General features: G+C 59.1%; 21 protein-coding genes. 7 read left to right on the top strand and 14 right to left on the bottom strand.

Features of this window, described 5'->3' with window-relative positions:
* Window positions 1-218 precede the first annotated feature (218 nt).
* The 6 genes from ACNA0I_RS16035 to ACNA0I_RS16010 all read left to right on the top strand — a co-directional run bounded on the left by ACNA0I_RS16035 (window position 219) and on the right by ACNA0I_RS16010 (window position 5,062).
* Window positions 219-785 (top strand): CoxG family protein, encoded by a 567-nt coding sequence (locus ACNA0I_RS16035; RefSeq protein ID WP_415806990.1) that lies wholly within the window; start codon window positions 219-221, stop codon window positions 783-785.
* A 162-nt stretch (window positions 786-947) separates the two neighbouring features.
* Window positions 948-2,390, top strand: coding sequence for an MFS transporter (locus ACNA0I_RS16030; protein ID WP_415806989.1), 1,443 nt, complete (start codon window positions 948-950; stop codon window positions 2,388-2,390).
* A gap of 15 nt (window positions 2,391-2,405) precedes the next feature.
* The gene (locus tag ACNA0I_RS16025) at window positions 2,406-3,284 is read left to right on the top strand and encodes a DMT family transporter (RefSeq protein WP_415806988.1); all 879 of its coding nucleotides are present in this window, start codon (window positions 2,406-2,408) and stop codon (window positions 3,282-3,284) included.
* A gap of 237 nt (window positions 3,285-3,521) precedes the next feature.
* The gene (locus ACNA0I_RS16020) at window positions 3,522-4,298 is read left to right on the top strand and encodes a hypothetical protein (protein ID WP_415806987.1); all 777 of its coding nucleotides are present in this window, start codon (window positions 3,522-3,524) and stop codon (window positions 4,296-4,298) included.
* Window positions 4,299-4,376: 78 nt separating this feature from the next.
* Window positions 4,377-4,760 (top strand): hypothetical protein, encoded by a 384-nt coding sequence (locus ACNA0I_RS16015; RefSeq protein ID WP_415806986.1) that lies wholly within the window; start codon window positions 4,377-4,379, stop codon window positions 4,758-4,760.
* A 2-nt stretch (window positions 4,761-4,762) separates the two neighbouring features.
* Window positions 4,763-5,062 carry a hypothetical protein gene (locus ACNA0I_RS16010; RefSeq protein ID WP_415806985.1) on the top strand — a complete coding sequence of 100 codons (300 nt, stop codon included), beginning with the start codon at window positions 4,763-4,765 and terminating at the stop codon, window positions 5,060-5,062.
* A gap of 1 nt (window position 5,063) precedes the next feature.
* Here ACNA0I_RS16010 and clsB read toward each other — a convergent pair whose 3' ends face one another.
* The 8 genes from clsB to ACNA0I_RS15970 form a co-directional block, all read right to left on the bottom strand.
* Window positions 5,064-6,275 carry a cardiolipin synthase ClsB gene (clsB, locus tag ACNA0I_RS16005; RefSeq protein WP_415806984.1) on the bottom strand — a complete coding sequence of 404 codons (1,212 nt, stop codon included), beginning with the start codon at window positions 6,273-6,275 and terminating at the stop codon, window positions 5,064-5,066.
* The gene (locus ACNA0I_RS16000) at window positions 6,272-7,132 is read right to left on the bottom strand and encodes an endonuclease/exonuclease/phosphatase family protein (protein ID WP_415806983.1); all 861 of its coding nucleotides are present in this window, start codon (window positions 7,130-7,132) and stop codon (window positions 6,272-6,274) included. Before ACNA0I_RS16000 ends, clsB begins: the two co-directional genes overlap by 4 nt.
* 110 nt (window positions 7,133-7,242) lie before the next feature.
* Window positions 7,243-9,030, bottom strand: a complete 1,788-nt coding sequence (gene aspS, locus ACNA0I_RS15995; RefSeq protein WP_415806982.1) for an aspartate--tRNA ligase — start codon at window positions 9,028-9,030, stop codon at window positions 7,243-7,245.
* 41 nt (window positions 9,031-9,071) lie between these two features.
* Entirely contained in the window at window positions 9,072-9,713 is a 642-nt protein-coding gene (locus ACNA0I_RS15990; RefSeq protein ID WP_415806981.1) for a DUF502 domain-containing protein, read from the bottom strand.
* A 20-nt stretch (window positions 9,714-9,733) separates the two neighbouring features.
* A complete protein-coding gene (locus ACNA0I_RS15985) occupies window positions 9,734-10,060 on the bottom strand; it encodes an FmdB family zinc ribbon protein (RefSeq protein ID WP_415806980.1) in 327 nt (108 codons plus the stop codon).
* A gap of 276 nt (window positions 10,061-10,336) precedes the next feature.
* Window positions 10,337-11,287 carry an alpha/beta fold hydrolase gene (locus tag ACNA0I_RS15980; RefSeq protein WP_415806979.1) on the bottom strand — a complete coding sequence of 317 codons (951 nt, stop codon included), beginning with the start codon at window positions 11,285-11,287 and terminating at the stop codon, window positions 10,337-10,339.
* Window positions 11,288-11,325: 38 nt separating this feature from the next.
* Entirely contained in the window at window positions 11,326-11,415 is a 90-nt protein-coding gene (locus ACNA0I_RS15975; protein ID WP_415806978.1) for a zinc-binding dehydrogenase, read from the bottom strand.
* A gap of 43 nt (window positions 11,416-11,458) precedes the next feature.
* Entirely contained in the window at window positions 11,459-12,667 is a 1,209-nt protein-coding gene (locus ACNA0I_RS15970) for an MFS transporter (protein WP_415806977.1), read from the bottom strand.
* Window positions 12,668-12,943: 276 nt separating this feature from the next.
* Between ACNA0I_RS15970 and ACNA0I_RS15965 the strand changes: the two genes are divergently transcribed.
* Window positions 12,944-13,567 carry a TetR/AcrR family transcriptional regulator gene (locus ACNA0I_RS15965; protein ID WP_415806976.1) on the top strand — a complete coding sequence of 208 codons (624 nt, stop codon included), beginning with the start codon at window positions 12,944-12,946 and terminating at the stop codon, window positions 13,565-13,567.
* A gap of 51 nt (window positions 13,568-13,618) precedes the next feature.
* On the opposite strand, the gene ACNA0I_RS15960 is transcribed toward ACNA0I_RS15965, so the two are convergent.
* The 6 genes from ACNA0I_RS15960 to ACNA0I_RS15935 all read right to left on the bottom strand — a co-directional run bounded on the left by ACNA0I_RS15960 (window position 13,619) and on the right by ACNA0I_RS15935 (window position 21,359).
* Window positions 13,619-14,911: a putative Na+/H+ antiporter gene (locus ACNA0I_RS15960; RefSeq protein ID WP_415806975.1), complete on the bottom strand. Its 1,293-nt coding sequence runs from the start codon at window positions 14,909-14,911 to the stop codon at window positions 13,619-13,621.
* A 204-nt stretch (window positions 14,912-15,115) separates the two neighbouring features.
* Entirely contained in the window at window positions 15,116-16,747 is a 1,632-nt protein-coding gene (locus tag ACNA0I_RS15955) for a GMC family oxidoreductase (RefSeq protein WP_415806974.1), read from the bottom strand.
* A gap of 57 nt (window positions 16,748-16,804) precedes the next feature.
* Window positions 16,805-17,707: a DUF6999 family protein gene (locus tag ACNA0I_RS15950; RefSeq protein ID WP_415806973.1), complete on the bottom strand. Its 903-nt coding sequence runs from the start codon at window positions 17,705-17,707 to the stop codon at window positions 16,805-16,807.
* Window positions 17,708-17,709: 2 nt separating this feature from the next.
* Complete coding sequence (locus ACNA0I_RS15945) at window positions 17,710-19,653, bottom strand: iron-containing redox enzyme family protein (protein WP_415806972.1); 1,944 nt, start codon at window positions 19,651-19,653, stop codon at window positions 17,710-17,712.
* A gap of 19 nt (window positions 19,654-19,672) precedes the next feature.
* Entirely contained in the window at window positions 19,673-20,578 is a 906-nt protein-coding gene (locus ACNA0I_RS15940; protein WP_415806971.1) for a fatty acid desaturase, read from the bottom strand.
* A 4-nt stretch (window positions 20,579-20,582) separates the two neighbouring features.
* Window positions 20,583-21,359, bottom strand: coding sequence for a sterol desaturase family protein (locus ACNA0I_RS15935; protein ID WP_415806970.1), 777 nt, complete (start codon window positions 21,357-21,359; stop codon window positions 20,583-20,585).
* Window positions 21,360-21,473: the final 114 nt, after the last annotated feature.

Here is a 21,473-nt window from a genome sequence, read left to right as displayed (position 1 = left end):
CAGGAAACTCCATGCATGCAGGCCATGCCTAATGCTAGCCGCTGTTTATATTGGGTTTTGTCCTAGTTTACTCGTGTCTAAATGTACTATTTCGCTACATATTATTAATCATCACTACAGTGGCTCCCTGGGGTTGCGACGAGAACTTGATGCGAGACAGATGACAACGGCGGCCGTCAGGTCCACAATGAATTCAAAAGCAGACCAAGGAGACCGCCATGCGCATAGCCGATGCTCAATGGATTCCGTCCACCCAGCACCAAACCTGGGACGCTCTCATGGACCCTGCTGTGCTGCAGAAATGCCTGCCGGGTTGCGTCAAAATCGAAAAACGATCCCCGACAGAGTATGCCTTGTCCTTGCATGCCAATGTGGGCGGCGTAGAAGCCAGTTACGAAGGAGAAGTTTTGCTTTCCGAACTGAAGCCGCCTCACAGTTGCGCACTGGCCTTCGAGGGTAAAAGCCCGACTGCTTGCCTGGCTATCGGGACTGCGCAGATCAATTTGTCCGAGAAGGACGATGGCACGCGACTGGCCTATACAGTCGCCGCCATGGCCGGAGGAACGCTGGGCAAGGTCGGCGAACCCGTCCTCATGAAGGCCGGCGGCAAGCTGGTGGAAAAATTCTTTGCTGCCTTTATCGATCACATGTCGAAGGTTCCACGTATTGCTCCTCCTCCACCGGCGCAAGAGCCCGAACGTGGTCTGGCCTCTTCACGCTGGTCTTGGTTGGCAGTGGCAGCGGTGGTGGTCATGATTGTGGGATATCACGCCTTCTTCAAATAGGATGACGCCCGCGGCACGGACCGTCATGCTCCGGTTCAACTGCCGGCATGACATAGCCCATCGCTTGAACGCGCGCGCGAACGATGTGAATCATCAAATTTTCTTTGAATCACCGCTCATTCACGATTAGATCGCTGACCTGTCAGTGATATCCTTGGCGGCATGACTACGCCCGCGACGCCCTCTGCTGATACCGCCCCGGAGCCCCCCCGCTCCAAGCGCGATTTGCTGATGGCGATGATGGGCGTGTCGGCCACCGTCGTGTTGGCCGCCTTTGACTCCACCATTGTCAGCACGACGCTGCCGCGCGTCGCGCAAGCCCTCAATGGCATGGCGTTGTACGCGTGGGTGGGCACTGGCTATCTGCTCGCCACCGCGGCGTCCATTTTGATTTTTGGGCGCCTGGGCGATTTATTCGGGCGCAAGCCCCTGATGCTGCTGTCTGTGGCGATCATTGCTCTGGGCTCGATCTCCTGTGGCCTGGCACAATCGATGCCGCAGCTGATTGCCTTCCGTACGTTGCAAGGCATAGGCGGCGGCATGATGATCGCCACGGCCTTCGCCGCGCCAGCCGACTTGTTTCCCGACGCCAAGGAACGAGTGCGTTGGCTCGCGCTGGTGTCGGCGGCCTTTGCCATGGCCAGCGGCATCGGTCCGCTGCTAGGTGGCGCTGCCACACAGGCGTTGGGCTGGCGTGCTGCGTTCTTCATATCTCCGATCGCTGCAGTCGTCGCCCTGTTCCTGCTGGCGCGCTATTTTCCGCGCATCCGGCCACTTGCGACGCAGGCTGGCAGCAGGCGCATCGATTGGGTGGGCAGCCTCCTGCTCGTCATCGCCGTCAGTGCGCCGTTGGCCGCCATGGAGCTGGCCTTTGCGCCCGGCGACCATGCCCATCCCATGCTGGCGCTGGCTTTGGCCTTGGCAGGCGTGGCCGCGATCGCCCTGTTGATTCCCTACGAACGGCGGGTGTCCTCGCCGATTTTTCCGTTGCGCGTCATTGCACGGCCCGAGCCGCAATTGCTGAACGTCGCCGGCCTCGCGGTCGGTGCAGTGATGTTCATCCTGATTTTTTACAGCCCCCTGCTGCTGCAAACGGAAATGGGCTACACCCCCAGCGAGGCCGGCTTGTTGCTGACGCCACTGGTGGCAGCCATTCCCATAGGCAGCATCGTCAACGGGCAGCTCTTTCCCAAACAGAGCGAGCCGCAGCGTCTGATGGTATTTGGGGGCTGTCTGTTGGCAGTAGGCTCGCTCATGGTGCTGGCGTTCGGCAAAGACACCTCGACGATCTGGATCCTGGCGGCTTTTTTCGTCAATGGCTGCGCCTTGGGCTTTTTGCTGCCCAACCTGACACTGTTCATGCAGATGCTCAGCGAGCGCCGCGACGTCGGCATCGCCTCGGCACTGGTACAGACCACTCGCGCCATCGGCAGCGCTGCAGGGACCGCCCTGGTCGGTATTGCCATTGCCCGCAGTTCGGTTTTGCAAGGCGTGCGTATCGGTCTCGTCATCTGCGTCGCCCTGGCCTTGGTTTGCGCCTATCTGGCGCATCGCGTCAAAATGAAAAATGTCCTCACCCGCGCCGCTCAACGGCGTAAAGCCTAACGGGAAATTTGCGTCATGCGCCGTCGCGACTTGCTGGACCTGCTGCTGCTGGCGGCAGTGTGGGGCGGATCATTTCTGTTCATGCGTCTGGCCGTACCGGAGTTTGGGCCCGGCCCGCTCATGGAATTGCGCGTCGGCCTGGCGGCGCTGACACTGCTACCGCTGGCCGCACTGCGTGGCAAGCTCCCACTGATTGCACAACGCTGGAAAGCCATTCTGGTCGTGGGCGCGCTGAATTCCGCCATTCCTTTCCTCCTGTATGCCTATGCCGCTCAGTCGCTTGGCGCCGGATTCATGTCGGTTGCCAATGCGGTCACACCGGTCTGGGGCGCGGTCATCGGCTGGTTATGGCTGAAAGACCGGCTGGCCTGGAGCCGAGCGTTCGGCTTGGCCGTGGCCGTCCTGGGGATCGTTGTACTGGTCTGGGACAAGCTGAATTTCGGCGCGGGGGGCGACGGGCCCGCAGTGCTGGCCGCCGTTTCCGCTCCGCTGTTCTATGGCATCGCCGCCAACTGGACCAAACGATTTCTCAGTGACGTCGACGCGTTGTCCAGTGCAACCGGCAGCATGATCGGGGCTTCGCTCATCCTGGCCCCCCTGGCCATCGCCACCTGGCCGGCCGCGCCCGTCTCCTGGCAAGCATGGTCTGCCACCGTTGCGCTTGCGATTCTCTGCACCGGATTCGCCTACATCATGTTCTTTCGCCTGATCGCCAGCGTCGGTCCAACGGGCGCGGTCAGTGTCACCTTTCTGGTGCCGGTCTTCGGCGTCCTGTGGGGTGTCTGGTTTTTGGACGAAATGCTGACCGCGAGGATCTTGACGGGCGCAGCCATCATTCTGATCGGAACAGCGCTCTCGTTGGGATTGATACGCTGGCCGGCACGACGCGCCTGATCTGAAGGGATCGCGCGATTTCCCGAAGGCAGCGTTTCACACGATGAGCGCCGGGCCTGAAGCGAAGCACGCCTGTATATCGCGCGCCCATGTCAATTTGAAACAAGCGCGAAAAATTTTGTCGATTGCCAGCGTATTACACAAAGATTGCTAGCATTTGACGGCTCTGTCGCAGGCGGTGTGTTGCATCGTCTCGCCAGAGCCCAGTCGTGGCCATTACAAAACAACGACAGCCCTATGGACGTCAAATCACTAGAACGATCAGGCGAAGTTGCCGCTCTGCGTAATAACGGCGAACTTTTGCTCATTGGTCCCTGGTATGTATTCGAGGGAATATCCAGGTCGCTGGTCATCAACGAGCCCACGCGCCTGCGTGCGGTGCTATATCCCCACCTGCGCAACGACGCGTCGCTGGCCAAGCTATCGGCGCTCTATCGACGGTTGATCTGTTCCGGCTCGGTCCCTGGACATTACTCCGCCCAGCAGACCACCGAGCAAATGATGGCGCTGATGCAGGCCGGCCAGATCTCCGCAGTCGCCCTGCCAGACTCGGCCAGCTACGACGTCAACGGCAGCGTGCAACCTGCACAACTGTCGGCCACGCTTTCCGGCCCGGTTTCTCAATGGCCCTTGGCCGATCGGTTCGGCTACGTTCTCAATCAAAGTCTGGAGTACATGCCTGCTGCACTCCAAACAGAACTGGCTGGCCAACTCAGCGGCACGAATCTGGCAATCATTGTCGGCGGTCTCGTGATCTGGGCGGGCTCACACGCCGTCGGCGTAGGGTTTGTCGCCGACGCGGCGCTGATAGCCATCGGCTTTGCTTTCGCGGGCTGGTCGATTTTCAGCGGCATCAAGAGTCTGGCGCGATTTTTCAATTTGACCATCGACGCATCCAGCCAAAACGACCTGAACGAGGCGGCCAAGCAGTTCGCGCAAGGCGTCATGGCGATGGGAGTCGGTGCGGTCATCGCGATGCTGACCCGAGGGGCCGGCCGTCTGGCACCACGGTGAGCAAGCGCAGCCACACCAAGGCCCGCGACCCCGACGCCGACAACGGCGCGATCCGCGGCTGGCGCGCAAAGCGCGCCCTTGCGCAGCCCCAATGACCTGATGGGCGTAGAACGCGCGTCAGACGATCTCCTGGACGCAGTAGGGCGTAAACGATCTCTCATCATTGCCAAACCCGGCTCCGAAGAGTTGCGCATGCTCGATTACTTTGGCGCCGAGGCCTCAGTCGGAGGCCCCTATAATTCCAGTATCTTATTGCGCGAAAATCCCAGCAAAGCCGCAGTCCTGGAAGAGTTCCTGCACGGCACGCAATCGCGCCTGGGTATTGTCGACAGACTGGGCACCAGCGGCCTGGGCAGTGCGGAAACTCACGTAAAAGACTTTATGATTCGCCATCAGGGAATGCTCGGCTTGGGAGACGAAGACGTACGCATCCTTCAAGTACTGCGCGACAAAGGACTCTGACTGTGGCACAAACGTTTTTCATCAAGAATATCTTTCGACTCGGCGACGGCACAACGGCGTTGGCCTGCCAGGGCGACCTTCCGGCGAGTTCGGTCACAGACGTTCAAGCCATCCTGATCGATGAAACAGGCAAAGTGCGCCAGACGATTCAACTCATTGGAAAGCGCACCATGGTCAATGCCACACGGCATCGCGACCTTTGCCTCTTGGAAACGCGCGACACGATAGAGCTTTCAGCGGATGAAGCCCAACAGGGAAAATGGCAACTGACAGTGCAAAGCGCGCCAAACGCCTCCAGCTGAGTCAATACTCTCCCGAACGTCCCGTCAACGCCACGCCGATACGCAGCATCGTATAGGACACGGCATCGACACACCGCTTCCACCAACCGCGCCGCTGATAGTCCAGGGGGCGAACCAATCGCCCGCCTTGTGCGATTGCCGTTTCCAGACGCTGTTGCAGGTCGCGGGCGAACGCCAGATCGTCGACCACGACATTCGCCTCGCGCGCCAGCAATAAGCTGAACGGATCGAGATTCGACGAGCCGACTATAGCCATGTCGTCAATTACCGCGACCTTGGCATGCAGATAGCTGGGCATGTACTCGTAGATTTCTATGCCGCCTCGCAATAACTGATCGTACAGCGATCGCGTCGCGTAATACTGCATGTGGTATTCGATCTTGCCTTGCAGCAGCAAACGCACCTTGACGCCACGTGCAGCCGCACGCAGCAGTGCTTTGCGGAACTGGCGGCCGGGAAAAAAATACGCATTGCCGATCAGAATATCTCGCTGGGCATGTTGAATACCGTACAAATACGCCCGCTCAAACGTCTGCCGATAACGCAAGTTGTCACGCAACACGAGCGCGGCGCGCTGCTGGCCCGCCAGCGCCGCGGAGGGCCACGATGGCAAGCCCAGCTTGACACGGGGCCACTCACGCGGATAACGGCGCAGTCTGGCCCAATTCATCCGTACCCATAGCAAGTCCTGGGCATGCACGGCATACGCCACCAAGGGGCCTCGTACTTGTACTGCAAAATCAAACCGCGGAGCATTGATACCGTCGTGAGGATCGAGATCGTCGTAGTCATCCACGACGTTGATGCCGCCAATGAAAGCGATCTCCCCATCCACGACTGTCAGTTTGCGATGCAAGCGGCGCAGCCGGCTACGTGACGGTACCAGTCGTCCATACCAGGGCGGTTCAGGGCGATAAATGCGGCATTGCCCGCCCGCCTCCACAATGCGATCGCGTATGGCTTGCGCAGTAGTGGCACTGCCAAAACCGTCCAGCACCACTCGAACCTTCACACCGCGACGCGCCGCCTGCTCCAGACTATGCAGAACCTGCCTACCAGTGCGATCGGGCAGAAAGATGTACGTTTCCAGATGCACACTGACGCGCGCCGCATCAATCGCCTGGCACAGCGCCGGAAAAAAATCGGCGCCATTTTGCAGCAGGTCGACGGCGTTATGATCGGTCCAATCCAGCCTGACGATATCGGCCTTCACGGCAGCTCGAGCTCCGCCAGCAACGGGGCATGATCCGACAAGCGCGCCCATTCGCGGCCACGCAGGACACGCGCGCTGCGCACGGCGAATCCACGTTGATAAATGCGGTCCAGCCTGAACCACGGAAACACGGCCGGAAAAGTACGTGGCGGCGGCAGCGGACAATATGCCCCATCCATCCCCAACTGGTTGCCGCGTTCTTGAACGGCCAGCGCGTTGGGCACCCCTCTCAGGGCATTGCTGAGCCGTCGCACCGAATCCCTCAGCCGGGGCAGTTCTCCACCATGACTGCGGGGGGCGTTGGCAAAGACTTCGATCACGCCCAACTGCTGTACGAACAAGGGCGCCAGACGATCACCCCAATCGTTGAAATCCCCTGCGATCAGGATAGGGTCGCCGTCGGGCACCGATTGAGCAATACGCTCTGAGAGCGCCAGAATCTGCCGGCTGCGGCTGCCCGCAAACAATCCGAGATGCACGACAAAACAGTGCACGTTGCGATCCTCGATCCGTACCCGCGCATGCAGCAAGCCTCGCTGCTCCAGGCGATGATCGGAGATATCCAGATTCTCATGATCCAGAATCTCATAGCGCGACAACAGTGCATTGCCATGATCCGTGCGGTCACGAATGGCATTGCACCCATAGGCAACATTCAAGCGCAATGCCGCGGCCAACGACTCGTGCTGCGCATGCGATATGGAACGCTGTTCGTTGCGGCCCTGCACTTCCTGCAGGAACACCAAATCAGGACGCAACCCATACAGGCCGAGACGCAAGTCATTGAGCGACTCGTGACGCCCCAAGGACGAGCGTCCCTTGTGAATGTTGTAGCTGATAACGCGGATAAGCGACATAAACCGAATGGCGCCTTGTATGCAACGGACAAGGGCAGCCTAAGCTGCCCTTACCCTGGCTAGCGGATGGGTAACACGAAACCCGCATCACCCTCTGCCCGCAGATTACTTCATTTCACTTCAACATTGCGCAGACGAATGTGCAGTTCGCGCAATTGCTTCTCGTCAACCTCGGACGGCGCCTGTGTCAGCAGGCACTGGGCGCGCTGGGTCTTGGGGAAAGCGATAACATCGCGAATCGACTCGGCGCCGGTCATCATCGTCACGATACGGTCCAGGCCGAACGCGATCCCGCCATGCGGAGGCGCACCATATTGCAGCGCATCCAACAAGAAGCCGAATTTCTCGCGGGCCTCTTCGGCACCGATCTTCAGCGCACGGAAGACCTTGCTCTGGACTTCTTCGCGGTGAATACGCACGGAACCGCCGCCGATTTCCCAACCGTTGAGCACCATGTCATAGGCCTTGGCGAATGCCTTGCTGGGATCCGATTCCAGGAAGTCTTCGTGGCCGTCCTTGGGGCTGGTGAACGGATGATGTGCCGCAGTGTAGCGGCCGTCTTCCTCGTCGTATTCAAACATCGGGAAGTCGACCACCCACAGGGGTTTCCAGCCGCTGGACGCGAGGTTGTGCTTTTTGCCGAAATCGCTGTGGCCGATCTTGACGCGCAAGGCGCCGATCGCATCATTGACCACCTTGGCACGGTCAGCGCCAAAGAAAATGATATCGCCGTCTTGTGCGCCGGTGCGCTTGATCAACTCGGTCAGCGCGGCATCGTGCAGATTCTTGACGATAGGCGACTGCAGGCCATCACGGCCCTTGGCGGTTTCGTTGACCTTGATATAGGCCAGGCCCTTGGCGCCGTAAATCGCGACAAACTGCGTGTACGCGTCGATCTCGCTACGCGATAACTCGCCGCCGTTCGGCACGCGCAAGGCCACCACGCGGCTGCCCGGTGTCGTGGCGGCGCTGGCGAACACCTTGAAATCCACATCCGCCATGATGTCCGCCACATCGGTGAACTCGAGATTCACGCGCAGGTCGGGCTTGTCCGAACCATAGCGCTGCATGGCGTCGGTCCAGCTCATCATAGGAAATTGCTCGGGCAGCTCAACGCCCTGCACCACCTTGAAGACATGACGGATCATGTTTTCAAAGATCTCGCGAATTTCGACTTCGCTCAGGAACGAGGTTTCGCAATCGATCTGGGTGAATTCCGGCTGACGGTCTGCACGCAGGTCCTCGTCGCGGAAGCACTTGGTGATCTGATAGTAACGATCAAAGCCCGACACCATCAGCATCTGCTTGAACAGCTGCGGCGACTGAGGCAAGGCAAAAAAGTGACCGGCGTTCACACGCGAAGGCACCAGATAGTCGCGCGCGCCTTCGGGCGTACTCTTGGTCAGCATCGGGGTTTCGATGTCGATGAAGCCCAACTGATCCAGGAACTTGCGCACCTCGATGGACACGCGGTAACGCAGCATCAGATTGCGTTGCATCTGCGGACGGCGCAGATCCAGCACACGGTGCGTCAGGCGCGTGGTTTCAGAGAGGTTATCGTCTTCGAGCTGGAACGGCGGCGTGATCGACGCGTTCAGGATTTCGACCTCTTTACACAGCACTTCGACTTCGCCCGAAGCCAGATCGGGGTTCGCCGTGCCTTCGGGGCGCAGACGCACCAGACCGGTGACGCGGATGCAGAACTCGTTGCGCAGGCGTTCGGCGGTGGCAAAGGCGGCATTGTCCGGATCGAACACGATCTGGGCCAGCCCCGCGCGGTCGCGCAGGTCGATGAAGATGACCCCACCGTGGTCACGGCGGCGGTTCACCCAGCCGTACAGGGTGACAGTCTGGCCGAGATGGTCACGGCAAACCTCGCCGGTGTAGCAGGTACGCATTGCGGAATGACTCCTAGGTGCTGTGTATCAGCGTAAAAAAGTTACGAATCAACGGCCGGAGCCGCTGGAATGGGGGCAGCTGCCGCGACCGGCTGGGCCGGCGGCGCCACCACGCCCATGGATACGATGTATTTCAGGGCCGCGTCCACGCTCATTTGCAGCTCAATGACATGGTCGCGGGGCATCATCAGAAAAAAACCCGACGTGGGATTCGGTGTCGTCGGGACATAGACGCTGACGTGTTCGCCCGGCAGATGGTTTGCCACCTCGCCACTGGGCACACCCGTCAGAAAGGCAATCGTCCATGACCCGGCTCGCGGATACTGCACCAACACGGCCTGGCGGAACGCCTGGCCATTGGGCGCCAGTACCGTGTCACTGACCTGCTTGACCGAATTGTAGATGGAACGCACGAGCGGGATGCGGCCCAGGAGAGATTCCCACTGCTCGAGCAGGGTTCGGCCAAGCAGATTGGCGGCAAATATCCCTGTCAGCAGCACGACCACGATAACCAGCGCGAACCGAAAGCCGGGAATATTGATGCCGAACAGCGATTGCGACGACAAAAAGCTGGGCACAAAACCCTCGAGGGTCGCCACCAGCAAACCGAGGACCCAGACGGTAATCGCCAGGGGCACCCAGATCAGCAACCCGGTGATGAAATACTTTTTGATGACGCGCATGCCCATCTGCTCCGCAGCGATCAGGAGGCGGCCGTGGGCGCAGGGGTTGACGGAGAAGCCGCTGGTGCGGGGCTGGCGGTGTCATTCTTGGCAGGCGCAGCCGTTGCGGACGTACTGCTGCCGCCGGACGTACTGCTGTCGGACTTAGCGGCGCCACTTGCACCATTGTTACGGAAATCGGTCACGTACCAGCCCGAGCCCTTGAGCTGAAAGCCGGCCGCAGTGACCTGTTTGGCGTACGTGGACTGGCCGCATTCGGGGCAAACCGACAGCGGCGCGTCAGACATTTTTTGCAGCACGTCCTGGGCATGGCCGCAGGCGCTGCATTTGTAAGCATAGATAGGCATGGTTGGGATGTTCCAGGCACGCCGGCGCATCAAAACCACCATGGCACCGCCCGGGCAAACAGGCGGCGGCCTGGCGGCGCCGGATCCAATACGGGAAAGTATTGAATTTTAGCGGTTTTTGCCGACGAGGCAGTGTCCTACAGCCAACACGTGCTCCTGGAGCGTACTTGCCAGCGGCAGGAGCCATCCCACATAATGAAAATAATTCTCATCCAATGAATTGAGTTTCCATTCTCGTACCACCCGCTTGCTTCGCCAGATCGGGTGGATTTTTCCTCAGGGTGCGTCAAGGAAATCCACCACAGCCCGGTTCAAGGGTGCTGCACATTCCTCCGGTAGCCAATGACCGCAGTCCGGCAGCACCTTGCCCGTAACATGATTGGCATAGCGGCTCACCACTTGTTTTTCGTATTCACCCATACCGCCGTTGCCGCCACCGCCGATGGCCAGCATCGGGATCTCTATCTTCTGCTGAGAGAGTTGCTTGTTGTCGATAACACCTTGGTTCAACACGCGGTAATACCCGAATGCAGCGCTCAAGCTATGCGGCTTGGAATAAGACCTGCTATAGAGATCCAGAAGTTGCGGCGTGAAGACTGCCGTATTCGTGGCGTGCACCTTGATGAAGTGCTCGAAGAAGAAGCGTTCTTTTCCAGCGATCAGCTTCTCCGCGAGTTGGTTATCGGCGTCGAAAAAGCTGAAATGCCACACCAGCGATTCGCCCTGAGGACTATACGCGGGAAAATCGTAGATGCTGTCATCAGGAATGGGCGCTTCCATATAGACCGCGCGACGGATATTGTCCTGATGTTTGACCAGCATGGGATAGGTATTCCAGATACCGATGTCATGCGCCACCAAGTCGAACTTCTGGCCGCCACTGAATTTCTCGGCCAGTTGATACAGCAAAGGGGCAACGTCGATGGCGCGATACGACTTGGGTACCTCCGACTGCCCAAGACCCGGCAGATCCACTGCGACAACGGTACGGTTCTTCGCAAGCTCCGGCATCAATTGATGCCACTCATACCACGTCTGACCGAAACCATGCACTAGATAAACCAACGGCCCGCTGCCGCCTTTGACATAGTGCAGGCGCACGCCATCGACGGTTTGGTATCCGCTGGTAAAACCGGCCGGAACGGGAAATTCATCAGCAGCAAATGTCGGCGCCGAGAGCAGTGCTGCGGACGAGAGGACCAGCGTTGAAAATAGTTTCTTGAACATGAGAGATTTCCCAATTACGTAAAAAATTTAATGTTGAATCACTGCAAAACAACGGCGATCTTGCCGAATGCCTGGTTTGATTCCGCGTATTGATGCGCTTGTGCCAGGTCCTCAAACGGGAATGCCATATCTGGAATTGACGGCATCTTTCATAACGTGGGCTTTCATCGCTCAGTGTCCCGGGACGTGCGTATGACGGGCTCCGGCCCTGAAGCCGTGCGTTCGCGCCGACCACGCGATGACGAATCCGATTATCAGCACCAAAACCAGTGCTGGCGGGAATGACGTCACACCCAACACATCCAGCAGAATCCCCCCTAGGATCCCGCCGCCTGCGATGGCACCGTTCCAGGCAACGACATTCATCGATAACGCCACGTCGGCACCATCGCCGGCCGTATCGGCCAATGCGGTTTGCAACAGCGTTGCCGCTCCGCCGAACGTCAGTCCCCATACGGCCACGCCGACATAGACGGCAGCCGGTACGCGCGCCAGCCAGATAAATAGCAGAGACACCACGACGAAGATTGCCAGGCTGCCCAGCACCGCAGCACGCAAATAGTGATCGACAAGACGGCCTACGACAGCGATGGCGGCCAGCGCCGCAAGGCCGAATATCAGCAGCACGACATCCACGTGCGCGGCCAGGCCCGCTTGCGCAACGAACGGCGCGATGTAGGTGTAGAGAATGTTATGCGCCAGCATCCAGGCGATGACCACGCCAAGCACTGGTCGCAAACCTGGCGTTGTGAACACCCGGCGCAAAGGCAAACGTTCATGGCTGGCCTGCCCCGGATAGTCCGGCACCTTGGCCAGCACCCACACGATCAGCACCAAGGTCAGCGCCGACATGATGGCAAACGCACTACGCCATCCGATGGCGGCGCCGAGCCATGTTCCCAATGGCACACCCAGCGACAACGCGATCGGCGTGCCGACCATCGCCACGGCCAAGGCCTTGCCCTGCTGACGAACAGGAACCATGCGGCGCGCATAGCCTGCCAGCAAACTCCACGCCAGCCCTGCGGCAACACCGGCCAAGAACCGGGCGACGAGCGTCAACCAGTAGTTCGACGACAGCGCCGTGATCGAATTGAATACGAGGAAGCCCACAATCGTCAGCAGCAATACGTTGCGCCGCCGCCAGCCTTGCGTTGCGATGGTGAGTGGAATAACAGCCAGCAAAGAACCCAGCGCGTAAGCCGTAACGGTCTGGCCTACCAGAGAGGTGGAGACGTCCAGACCCTGTGCCATCTGAAGCAACAGTCCAGCCGGCAAGGTTTCAGTGATGATGCAGATGAAGCCGGTCATGGCCAACGCCAGAAGTGCCGCCAGCGGCAAACGGTCGCCCTTGGCCCTGATCGTTGTTGAAGTAGACATTGTCACGGCGATCTTTCTCGATAAAAGGAGGGTTGCGTGAGGTTCGACTTTGACTCGTCTAGATATATATCAATCGGTATATATATAGGCGAAAAATTCCGCATCCCGTGTGAGCTAGATCAACAGAGGATGATGGAACCCGCCTTGTGTGTAGCTACGAGCTACAGCCTTAACTGATTTATGTATCGAACGGTATATTACTTGCGCACCGAAGCATTGTCAACGACTTATATATCGTTTAGTATCTTAATAGAAAAGAACTTCTTGGAGTTAGACATGGCGGTAATGGGGCGTCCGCGAACCTTCGACCGAGACAAAGCCGTTGAACAGGCGATGCACATCTTCTGGCAGAACGGCTACGAGTCCACGTCGTTGAACCAGTTGAAAGCAGGCATTGGCAATGGCATCTCCGCACCAAGCTTCTACGCGGCCTTCAAATCCAAGGAAGCCCTGTTTCAGGAGTGCATGCAACGTTACCTATCCACCTATGCCCAGGTGACGGAATCCCTGTGGGATCCCGACCTTCCTCCACGCGAAGCCATTGAAACCACACTGCGAAACTCGGCCAGAATGCAATGCGACCGAGGGCACCCCAAAGGCTGCATGGTTGGATTGGGCGTCATGAGTGCACCATCCGAAGAAAATGCAGATGTGACCACACCACTGACGCGCTCTCGCGCTCGGACACGAGCAGGCATCGCCTCCTGTGTACAACGAGGTATCGACAGCGGTGAACTGCGCGCCGATACGGATGTCCGGGCATTGGCGACTGTCTTCGATGCCTTTCTGCTAGGACTGCCCACGTTGGCCCGTGATGGTATCCGTTACACGGTAATGGACGCTGCCATCACTCAAGTCATGTGCTCCTGGGATGCGTCGAAGCCACAACGGGCTAATTGACAGACAGCCCACGTTGCCGAGCAATCTCCCAGGACACGTCAAGCCGAAGCATCATCGCCCAATGGGCACCAAGAACATTCCCGCCGCCACCAAGGTAGGCACCAGAGCAGACAGAAACAGCTTGCCTGCGGAAATCGCTTCGTCAGGAAAAAAAGGCCGCAAAATGGCGTAACCCGCGGGATTGGGCGCATTGGCAATTACCGTCAACCCGCCTCCGGTCACCGCACCAGCCACCAACATGTAGTGCCATGTCGGGCTCGATCCCTCGACCAGCGAACCCAGGTAGGTCAGCGCGGCGTTGTCTGTGATCGCCGTCAGCGCGGTCGCACCCCAGAACAATACGGTCGGCTCCAAGCCGCCCAGCAGATCCTGCAGCCACCATTTTTGCAGGCCCCCCAAAACCACCAACCCCGCCAGGAAAAAACCGACCATCAGCCCCTCGCGGATCAGCAAACGATCTTGGTGACGCCGATAGGCATGGGAAAAACCGATGAACAGCATCATCAAACCCAGAAAGACGGCCGGATGGTGCGCCGTCATCACAACCCCCACCAGACATGCCAGGTGAATCAGAATGATCAACAGCGGCACAGGAGCGCGCCTGGGGGGCTCGTCTTCCGCGGCATTGATGCCATTGCCTGTTCCGATACTGTGAGCTATCAGAGCGCTGCGGCAGATCCAGGTCAGAATCCCTGCATTGATGAACACGGCAATCGCGGCACGCCAGCCGAAATGCGTCGCCATAAAGGCCGAATCCCATCCAAACGTGGAAGCCACCATCAAGACCGGTGGCGCAGCATAAGCCGTCAACACCCCGCCGATAGACACGTTGACAAACAACACGCCCAGCGTCAGATATTTAAAGCGTGTATGTCCCGATCGGCGGAAATAAGCGTCACGCAGCAGAATTGCCGCCAGTGTCATCGCCGCCGGCTCAGTGATGAAAGAGCCTCCCAGCGGCACCATCGACATCACAACGAAAAACGTCGCGACCTCGCGTTGCACTGGTAAACAACGCGCCAGGCCCCTCACAACCAGGCCCACCAGTTCGAGGATCGGCCGGCTCGCTGCCACCACCATGATCACGAACACAAAAAGCGGTTCAGTGAAGTTACGCGTATCTACATAATGGATGGCCGCCTCGCTGCCGCTGAGCAGCGCCATACACACGATCAGCACAAAAGCCCAGACGCCAAATACGGCCTCCACCTCGGACAGCAAATGCCATACCCCGGCATGCGGCCCATTGCGATGCGCCAGGCGCGCAAAGACCGGTACCGAAAAAGTGTGGATAACCGCCACCGCAAACAAGATAGTGGCGACAAGCTCAATAGTGTCTGGCATAGGAGAAACCCTGAAACATAGGCAGTGCACCCTCACATTGATCGCAGCGTGCGGGAAAACTCAGGGACTATAACTCAGTGATTTGTACGGCATGCGCCCACGGACTAAGCATTTGCCCTGTCCGCACGCATCGCGTCCAGACGGTAGACCTATGCCCCTCTGAGCAGAGGGGTTGTCGCACACCGGATCAGTCACGCAGGCAGATCATGCGCCAGCTTTCGCACTGGCGTGAAGAAAATGCGCGCCTCTCTCGGCGATCATGACGGTGGGCGAATTGGTATTGCCCGATGTGATTGTCGGCATCACCGACGCGTCAATGACTCGCAAGCCTTGCAAGCCATGCACACGCAACTCAGGGTCCACCACCGCCAAGGAATCCACGCCCATTTTGCACGTCCCTACTGGATGAAAAATCGTGGTCCCGATCTCGCCGGCTGCGCGCGCCAAATCCTCATCGGTCTGCAATGCGTTTCCTGGTTTGTATTCCTCCGGGGCGTAGCATGCCAGCGCCTGCTGCGACACAATACGACGCGTCAGTCGAATACTGTCGGCCGCCACTCGCCGGTCGGCCTCGGTCGATAAATAATTGCACAGGATCTCAGGCGCATCATCCGCTTGAGGGCTCGTGACCCGCACATGGCCACGGCTGGTGGGTCGCAGATTGCAGACCGATGCCGTAAATGCCGGAAAAGCATGCAAAGGTTCACCGAATTTTTCAAGCGACAAGGGCTGCACGTGGTACTGCACATTGGCACGTTCTTGTTCAGGACCGGATCGCGCGAATGCGCCCAACTGCGACGGCGCCATGCTCAGCGGCCCGCGCCGTCCAAAGGCATACTGAGCGCCCATGAGCGCCTTGCCCCATAAAGAGCCCACCATGGCATTCAAGGTTTTGGCGCCAGTGACGCGGTAGATCATGCGCAACTGCAGGTGGTCTTGCAGGTTTTCGCCTACTCCCGGCAAATCGTGCAGCACCGGTATGCCGCGCGCCTGCAACCACGCCGCCGGTCCGACACCGGACACCTGCAGCAATTGCGGCGACCCGATCGCGCCTGCGGCCAGGATGACCTCGGCCCGCGCGCGAGCCATTTGTTCACTGCCATCGCCCAGACGAAACGCCACACCCTCGGCACGTCGATTCTGAAACACGATGCGCGACACGTGCGCACCCGTCATGACGTGTAAATTGGGTCGGCTGGCCGCCGGCTTGAGGAAAGCCCTCGCCGCACTCCAGCGCATACCACGGCGCTGATTGACCTCGAAATAGTCGCAGCCCTCGTTATCGCCCTGGTTGAAATCCGACACGGACGCGATCCCGGCCTGCGCTGCCGCGGCACGAAATGCATCGAGCAAATCCCACGACAAGCGCTGACGCTCGACCCGCCATTCACCGCCCGCACCGTGAAACTCCGACGCTCCGGCATGATGGTCCTCGCTGCGCATGAAAAACGGCAGCACCTCATCCCATCCCCATCCTGTATTGCCCAACGCCGCCCAGCCATCATAGTCCGCGCGCTGGCCACGCATATAAATCATGCCGTTGATCGACGAACTGCCGCCCAGCACACGGCCACGCGGATAGCCCAGGCTGCGCCCATTCAGGCCCGGATCGGGATGCGTGCGATAGCACCAGTCGGTGCGCGGATTTCCGATGCAATACAGATAGCCGACCGGGATATGAATCCAGTGCCAGTTATCGCGACCGCCGGCCTCCAGCAACAACACGCGCTTGCCTGGATCCGACGACAAACGATTGGCCAGCAAACACCCTGCCGACCCTGCGCCCACCACGATGTAATCAAACACCAGATCGGTACTGCCCGTCTCGGCCACCATGGGTTGTGTCTCCGTTATCTTGTTCGGTTTTCCTTCAGTATGCCAGCACAGCGGATCTTATGCTGTCTGCGACGCCGGAAAATCGGCGGTCTCGGCGTCTCTTTTCGCGCGCATCAACAGACTGTGCAACATCTCCGTCGACAAACCGTGCAGCACCAATCGATAGCCAGCGCGCAAGGTCGACAACGGCACCAAGGGATGTTTGTTGTTTACCAGAATCAAATGCTGCGGCGCGCCCAGAATCTGCGCGGCATAAATCCCGACGGTTTCGTCCAACTGCAAGGAGTTCGCCGCTCGCCAGAAATCATTGTCGGTCAGCATCAATTGATAGAGCGGCGTGAACAACTCGATCGCGCTTTGCAGATCCAGAAAATTCCGTTTGCGTTGCGGCATATCTTCCAGCCGCAACCCGGGATCGCGGATCATCGAAAAATCCACTTTCTCGGGCGCATGCATTTCCACACCCGCCTCGCGCAGCGCGCCATTCAACCGGATCACAAAATTGAACAGGTTCAGATCATGTTTGACGAACAACTCGTCCTTCAGATCCGCAATACACATGGGCTCCAGCGGCGTAGTCGACACCTGCACCGGCGCATTGCGTGCGATGAACGACAAGACCTGCGCTCCCAGATGAAAATGCCGCAGGATCAGCCAATTGGCTTCGGGTGAGACAAAGTGTTCCAGCCCCCACGCCAAAATCCGGTGGAGCAGTTTCGAATGCGACCACTTGCGCGGCAGAAACGTCTTGACGACTTGGATCAAGATGATGAACGCGCGCGCCAAGGGCCGCAAAAACGGCAGCAAATACTGGCGCGATCCACAACTGGAATCCGCGAGCCATGCCTCTTTCACGGCATCGGGCAAAGGCGTGCTGCGATCCAGATACAGCGCCAGCCACGGGCTCGGGTCTGCCGGATCGTGTTCGCGTGTCAAAAACTCAGGGGTGCGGGAACTCATGGTTATTCGGCCTCCATCACGTGATGGAATTGCATCAAGTAGAGCGCCGCTGTGCGGCGCGCCGTATCCACGATACGACGCTCTGCCTGGCCGCGATCGTCGGCGTCCAGCGCCAACTCCACCGCCATCAACCAACGCGCCAGATGGTTCTCGTCATTGTGCCCGTGATACTCCAGGAAACGGAATCGATCCGGCGGCAAATCCAGGCTCGCCCTCAAGAGCGGCAACAATGCCGGCACAATGCGTTGGCCTGTGCCTTCGATGATGTAGATGGCGCCCAGCAATCCAATCGGATCCTGCGTCGCCGCCAAGGCATGCAGATAGGCATTCAAGGCCTCGCCGCCGGGATTACGGCGCAACGCATCGATGTCAGCGATTGTGCCACCCGCGTTTCGATAATCCTGAAACAAAATCTGGAAATCGTTCTGCTCCTCGCCGGCATGTACGCCAATCAGATCCGCCAGGGTCTGATACGTATCAGTGAGCGATGCTGCGCCCTCGCGCATCCACTTGCTGCCTTCGCGCACTTGAGGGACCCACTGCTCCATCCAGTTCAAATAATCCGCCGTCGCGAAACGGCGCTCGCGCAAACGCCGCACGACAGGCGTACGCCAGACGCGGGAACGGTAATCGTGCCAGATCGAGGCCAACTCCGTCAGCAGCGGCCCCAGCCCCTGTGGCGCTTGCTCGGGATCATGCGGCGGCGCAATCGTGTCGGCATCATCGCTGTGCACCGATGCGCTCACGGGGGCACTCGGCCGCGTCGTCGCAGCGGCCTGACCTGTGGGCGACGGGACCGATAACGGCGCGTCGACCGCCTCGGCCTCGAACAGCATATATGCCGTCATGAACCGGCCAGACTCCGGGATGTAGCAAAAGACTTGCTGTCCGGGCGTAAGGGTATGCGTTTCGAGGAACTCCGCCAGCATGATCAGAATCGATGCGGCGCCGGTGTTCCCACGCCAGGCCAGGTTGCTGAACCATCGCTCGCGAGGAATCTCCAGCCCCGCTTTTTCCATGAGATCGGCCACGACCGGAATGAATTTCTCTGACGAGTAATGACACAGGAAATGGTCCACCCGTTCAGGATTCACCCAGCCATCACGCACCAGACTCACATACTCGTGAATGCCTATATCAAACAGATGCGGCAACAGGCGAATGTCCTGACGCAATGACAAGGCTCCCGCGGCCTCGGCCTCTGTCCACGATGCGTAATCCAGATGCCCCTGGCCGCCCTCGGCGGGCAAGCCCAGTTGCATGCACACCGGATAGTCGCCCGAAAACGCGCGTTGATGAATCCACTTCAATCGCAATCGCACACCCGACGAAGCTCCCGGTAACGCAGCGCCGCTATTGCCCAGCAACAGCGCGCCCGCCCCATCCGATAGCATCCAGCGCAGAAAATGCGAATCAAAGTCCGCGTCATAGCCTCGCGCGGCAAAACGCGAACGCTTGAACAATCGCGAGGGCATCTCGCTGGCGACCGCCAAGGCGCGAGGATGCGCGCCCAGCTCAATCCCCTGTGCCGCCGATTGAATCGCCGACACCCCGGCCGCGCAGATACCATGCACCGACAGCGTCTCCATCGGTGGCGCCGCCAACTCGCCCTGGATCATATTGGCAAAGCCCGGCATCAAGGCATCGCCGCCCGAGGAACCGCAGGTCAGCAACGACACCTCGCTCAGCGTACGATCCTGCCGGCGCAGACAATCGCCGATAGCCTGCGCGGCTTGCGCAGCATTCGTCCAGCGCGTATTTCCCGTTTCGTCGATTGAGTAATACCGCTGCTTGATGCCGTTTTCAGCCAGAATGCGCTGCTTGATACGGCCCGATATGCGGTTCAACGGCGCAATATAGCGATCCATATCCTCATTGTTCACGGGCTCGCCCGGCATGAAATAGCCGGCGCTTTCCAGATACACGCGGTCAAAGGCAACAGGCATGAGAAGGAACGCTCCTACTTTAAATAATATGTTCCGGCCGCATCAATGAACGACTACGGCAGCGCGGCCAGATCAGCGCCAACACAAACACCCGCAACATATACGGGACCAGGCCGCGTTCGATCAGCATGGGATCGACGCGATGGCGATAATGTTGAACATGCAGACGCGTCAGCTCGGACCAATGCGCGCGGCCATGCTCATGATGTGCGGTATGCAATCCGATGTTGAACAGCAAGGGATTGACCCAGCCTTCGAAATTACGCGCATAGCTCAACCGCGCACGACGCTCAGGCCCGCCGTCGGTATGGGCGTGCTGCAGATAATTCGTCGCCAGCAACCAATGCAGGCCATGCAGCTGCGGCACGATCACGAACACCAGCGCCTTGGCCGGATTTACCGCCAACAGTCCAGCCCATAAACCCAGCCACGCGGCATATTGCCAAAGACAATAGCGCAGCGCCCCCGGCCAGTATCGGCGCAACCGCGCCAACCAGCGCCAGAACAAGGGATACAAACTCCACACCGCTTGAAACGGGTGCAGTAAATACCCCGCGAGATGATTCGTATCGCCACCGTAGCGATAGGTCCGCGCCAAATCACTCGGCCCATGTTGATAGCGATGATGATTGCCCGCATGAGCAGGAAAAAACACAAACGTAGGGTGCCCCTGCAGTAAGGTCAACGCCATATCCGTCGCCCGGTTCGCGCCACGATGACGCCACATGCGCAAGTGCGTATGGTTGTGATGCACGACGCCGATGCCCAATGTCAAAAACAACATCAACCCATACAGCAGCCAATTCAGCCCGTAGATCCACTGCCACGCCATCAATGCCGGCAAGGCGACCATATAAGCCAGGCTTTGCACGTCACGCCAATGACGCAGCATGGGCAGCCGGCGCGGCCCTCTCGCGAGCGCCATGGCACTAGCCCCGACGCTCAATCGCGCCTCGCCGGCTGGCCGCGGCCAATTGCGCTGAGGCCGCATCTGCCGTTAACCGCGTACGGAATAAACGGTCCATGAACGTGAACTGGAATCCATAGTTGCCGTTGTAGCAAGCGTGGTGCAGATGATGCCGGCGGCTGGCGGCAAACCAGTGCGCGTACGACACGCGCGGGAAAAAATCGTAGTTGGCATGCCCCACGCAGTTGAAAAACAGGCTGAACAGCGGCACCGAAAACAGTGACCAGAAACTAAAGTCGTGCAGCACCATGGGCAACAAGATCACATTACCCAACATCAGCGCCTCGATGGGATGAAAGCTGTACGTCGAAAACGGCGTCGTCACCACCGAACGATGATGCGGCAGATGAAAACGGCGCAGCCACCGCGTGTGCAGCAGACGATGGTTGATCCAGAAATGTACGTCGTTCCACGCCACCAATACCAGGATCTCTACAACGATCTGCATGGCACTCGCATCGAGATTGAGATGCGCCCACCCGAGCTGCAAAAGGCCCCAGGGAAAGATCATGCCCAGCCCAAAGATCAGGATGGACAACCCTGACTGCGTCAACTCGCGACGCAGTTGGCCAGGGGCCAACGGTCGCGGATCCAGCGCCCCGCCAATCCCCAGCGCCGGCAGGACATAGCGAGTCAGCAGCCAAGTCGCCGTGCCGAACAACAGATAGATACCGCCGAAAAACAACAGGCCGGCCATCATGACCTGCCACGCCGACAGCGACTCAAAAGTATGCGCCATGGAACTCCATAGCCCACTGCGGGGCTATTCAGGATGGCCGCATCATAGCAATATGGCAGAAATATGTACGCATCGGCATCGCCCGCCGTTCAGGGGATGCCGCCAGGCGATTTG

It is taken from the genome of Bordetella muralis, assembly GCF_965139205.1.
GTDB classification, from domain to species: domain Bacteria; phylum Pseudomonadota; class Gammaproteobacteria; order Burkholderiales; family Burkholderiaceae_B; genus Bordetella_A; species Bordetella_A muralis.
This window is presented reverse-complemented; position numbering and strand designations above follow the sequence as displayed.

Coding starts and splice junctions, on each gene's coding strand:
- ACNA0I_RS16035 (WP_415806990.1), top strand. CDS start 219: ATGCGCATAGCCGATGCTCAATGGATTCCGTCCACCCAGCACCAAACC.
- ACNA0I_RS16030 (WP_415806989.1), top strand. CDS start 948: ATGACTACGCCCGCGACGCCCTCTGCTGATACCGCCCCGGAGCCCCCC.
- ACNA0I_RS16025 (WP_415806988.1), top strand. CDS start 2,406: ATGCGCCGTCGCGACTTGCTGGACCTGCTGCTGCTGGCGGCAGTGTGG.
- ACNA0I_RS16020 (WP_415806987.1), top strand. CDS start 3,522: ATGGACGTCAAATCACTAGAACGATCAGGCGAAGTTGCCGCTCTGCGT.
- ACNA0I_RS16000 (WP_415806983.1), bottom strand. CDS start 7,132: ATGTCGCTTATCCGCGTTATCAGCTACAACATTCACAAGGGACGCTCG.
- aspS (WP_415806982.1), bottom strand. CDS start 9,030: ATGCGTACCTGCTACACCGGCGAGGTTTGCCGTGACCATCTCGGCCAG.
- ACNA0I_RS15990 (WP_415806981.1), bottom strand. CDS start 9,713: ATGCGCGTCATCAAAAAGTATTTCATCACCGGGTTGCTGATCTGGGTG.
- ACNA0I_RS15985 (WP_415806980.1), bottom strand. CDS start 10,060: ATGCCTATCTATGCTTACAAATGCAGCGCCTGCGGCCATGCCCAGGAC.
- ACNA0I_RS15980 (WP_415806979.1), bottom strand. CDS start 11,287: ATGTTCAAGAAACTATTTTCAACGCTGGTCCTCTCGTCCGCAGCACTG.
- ACNA0I_RS15975 (WP_415806978.1), bottom strand. CDS start 11,415: ATGGCATTCCCGTTTGAGGACCTGGCACAAGCGCATCAATACGCGGAA.
- ACNA0I_RS15970 (WP_415806977.1), bottom strand. CDS start 12,667: ATGTCTACTTCAACAACGATCAGGGCCAAGGGCGACCGTTTGCCGCTG.
- ACNA0I_RS15965 (WP_415806976.1), top strand. CDS start 12,944: ATGGCGGTAATGGGGCGTCCGCGAACCTTCGACCGAGACAAAGCCGTT.
- ACNA0I_RS15960 (WP_415806975.1), bottom strand. CDS start 14,911: ATGCCAGACACTATTGAGCTTGTCGCCACTATCTTGTTTGCGGTGGCG.
- ACNA0I_RS15955 (WP_415806974.1), bottom strand. CDS start 16,747: ATGGTGGCCGAGACGGGCAGTACCGATCTGGTGTTTGATTACATCGTG.
- ACNA0I_RS15950 (WP_415806973.1), bottom strand. CDS start 17,707: ATGAGTTCCCGCACCCCTGAGTTTTTGACACGCGAACACGATCCGGCA.
- ACNA0I_RS15945 (WP_415806972.1), bottom strand. CDS start 19,653: ATGCCTGTTGCCTTTGACCGCGTGTATCTGGAAAGCGCCGGCTATTTC.
- ACNA0I_RS15940 (WP_415806971.1), bottom strand. CDS start 20,578: ATGGCGCTCGCGAGAGGGCCGCGCCGGCTGCCCATGCTGCGTCATTGG.
- ACNA0I_RS15935 (WP_415806970.1), bottom strand. CDS start 21,359: ATGGCGCATACTTTTGAGTCGCTGTCGGCGTGGCAGGTCATGATGGCC.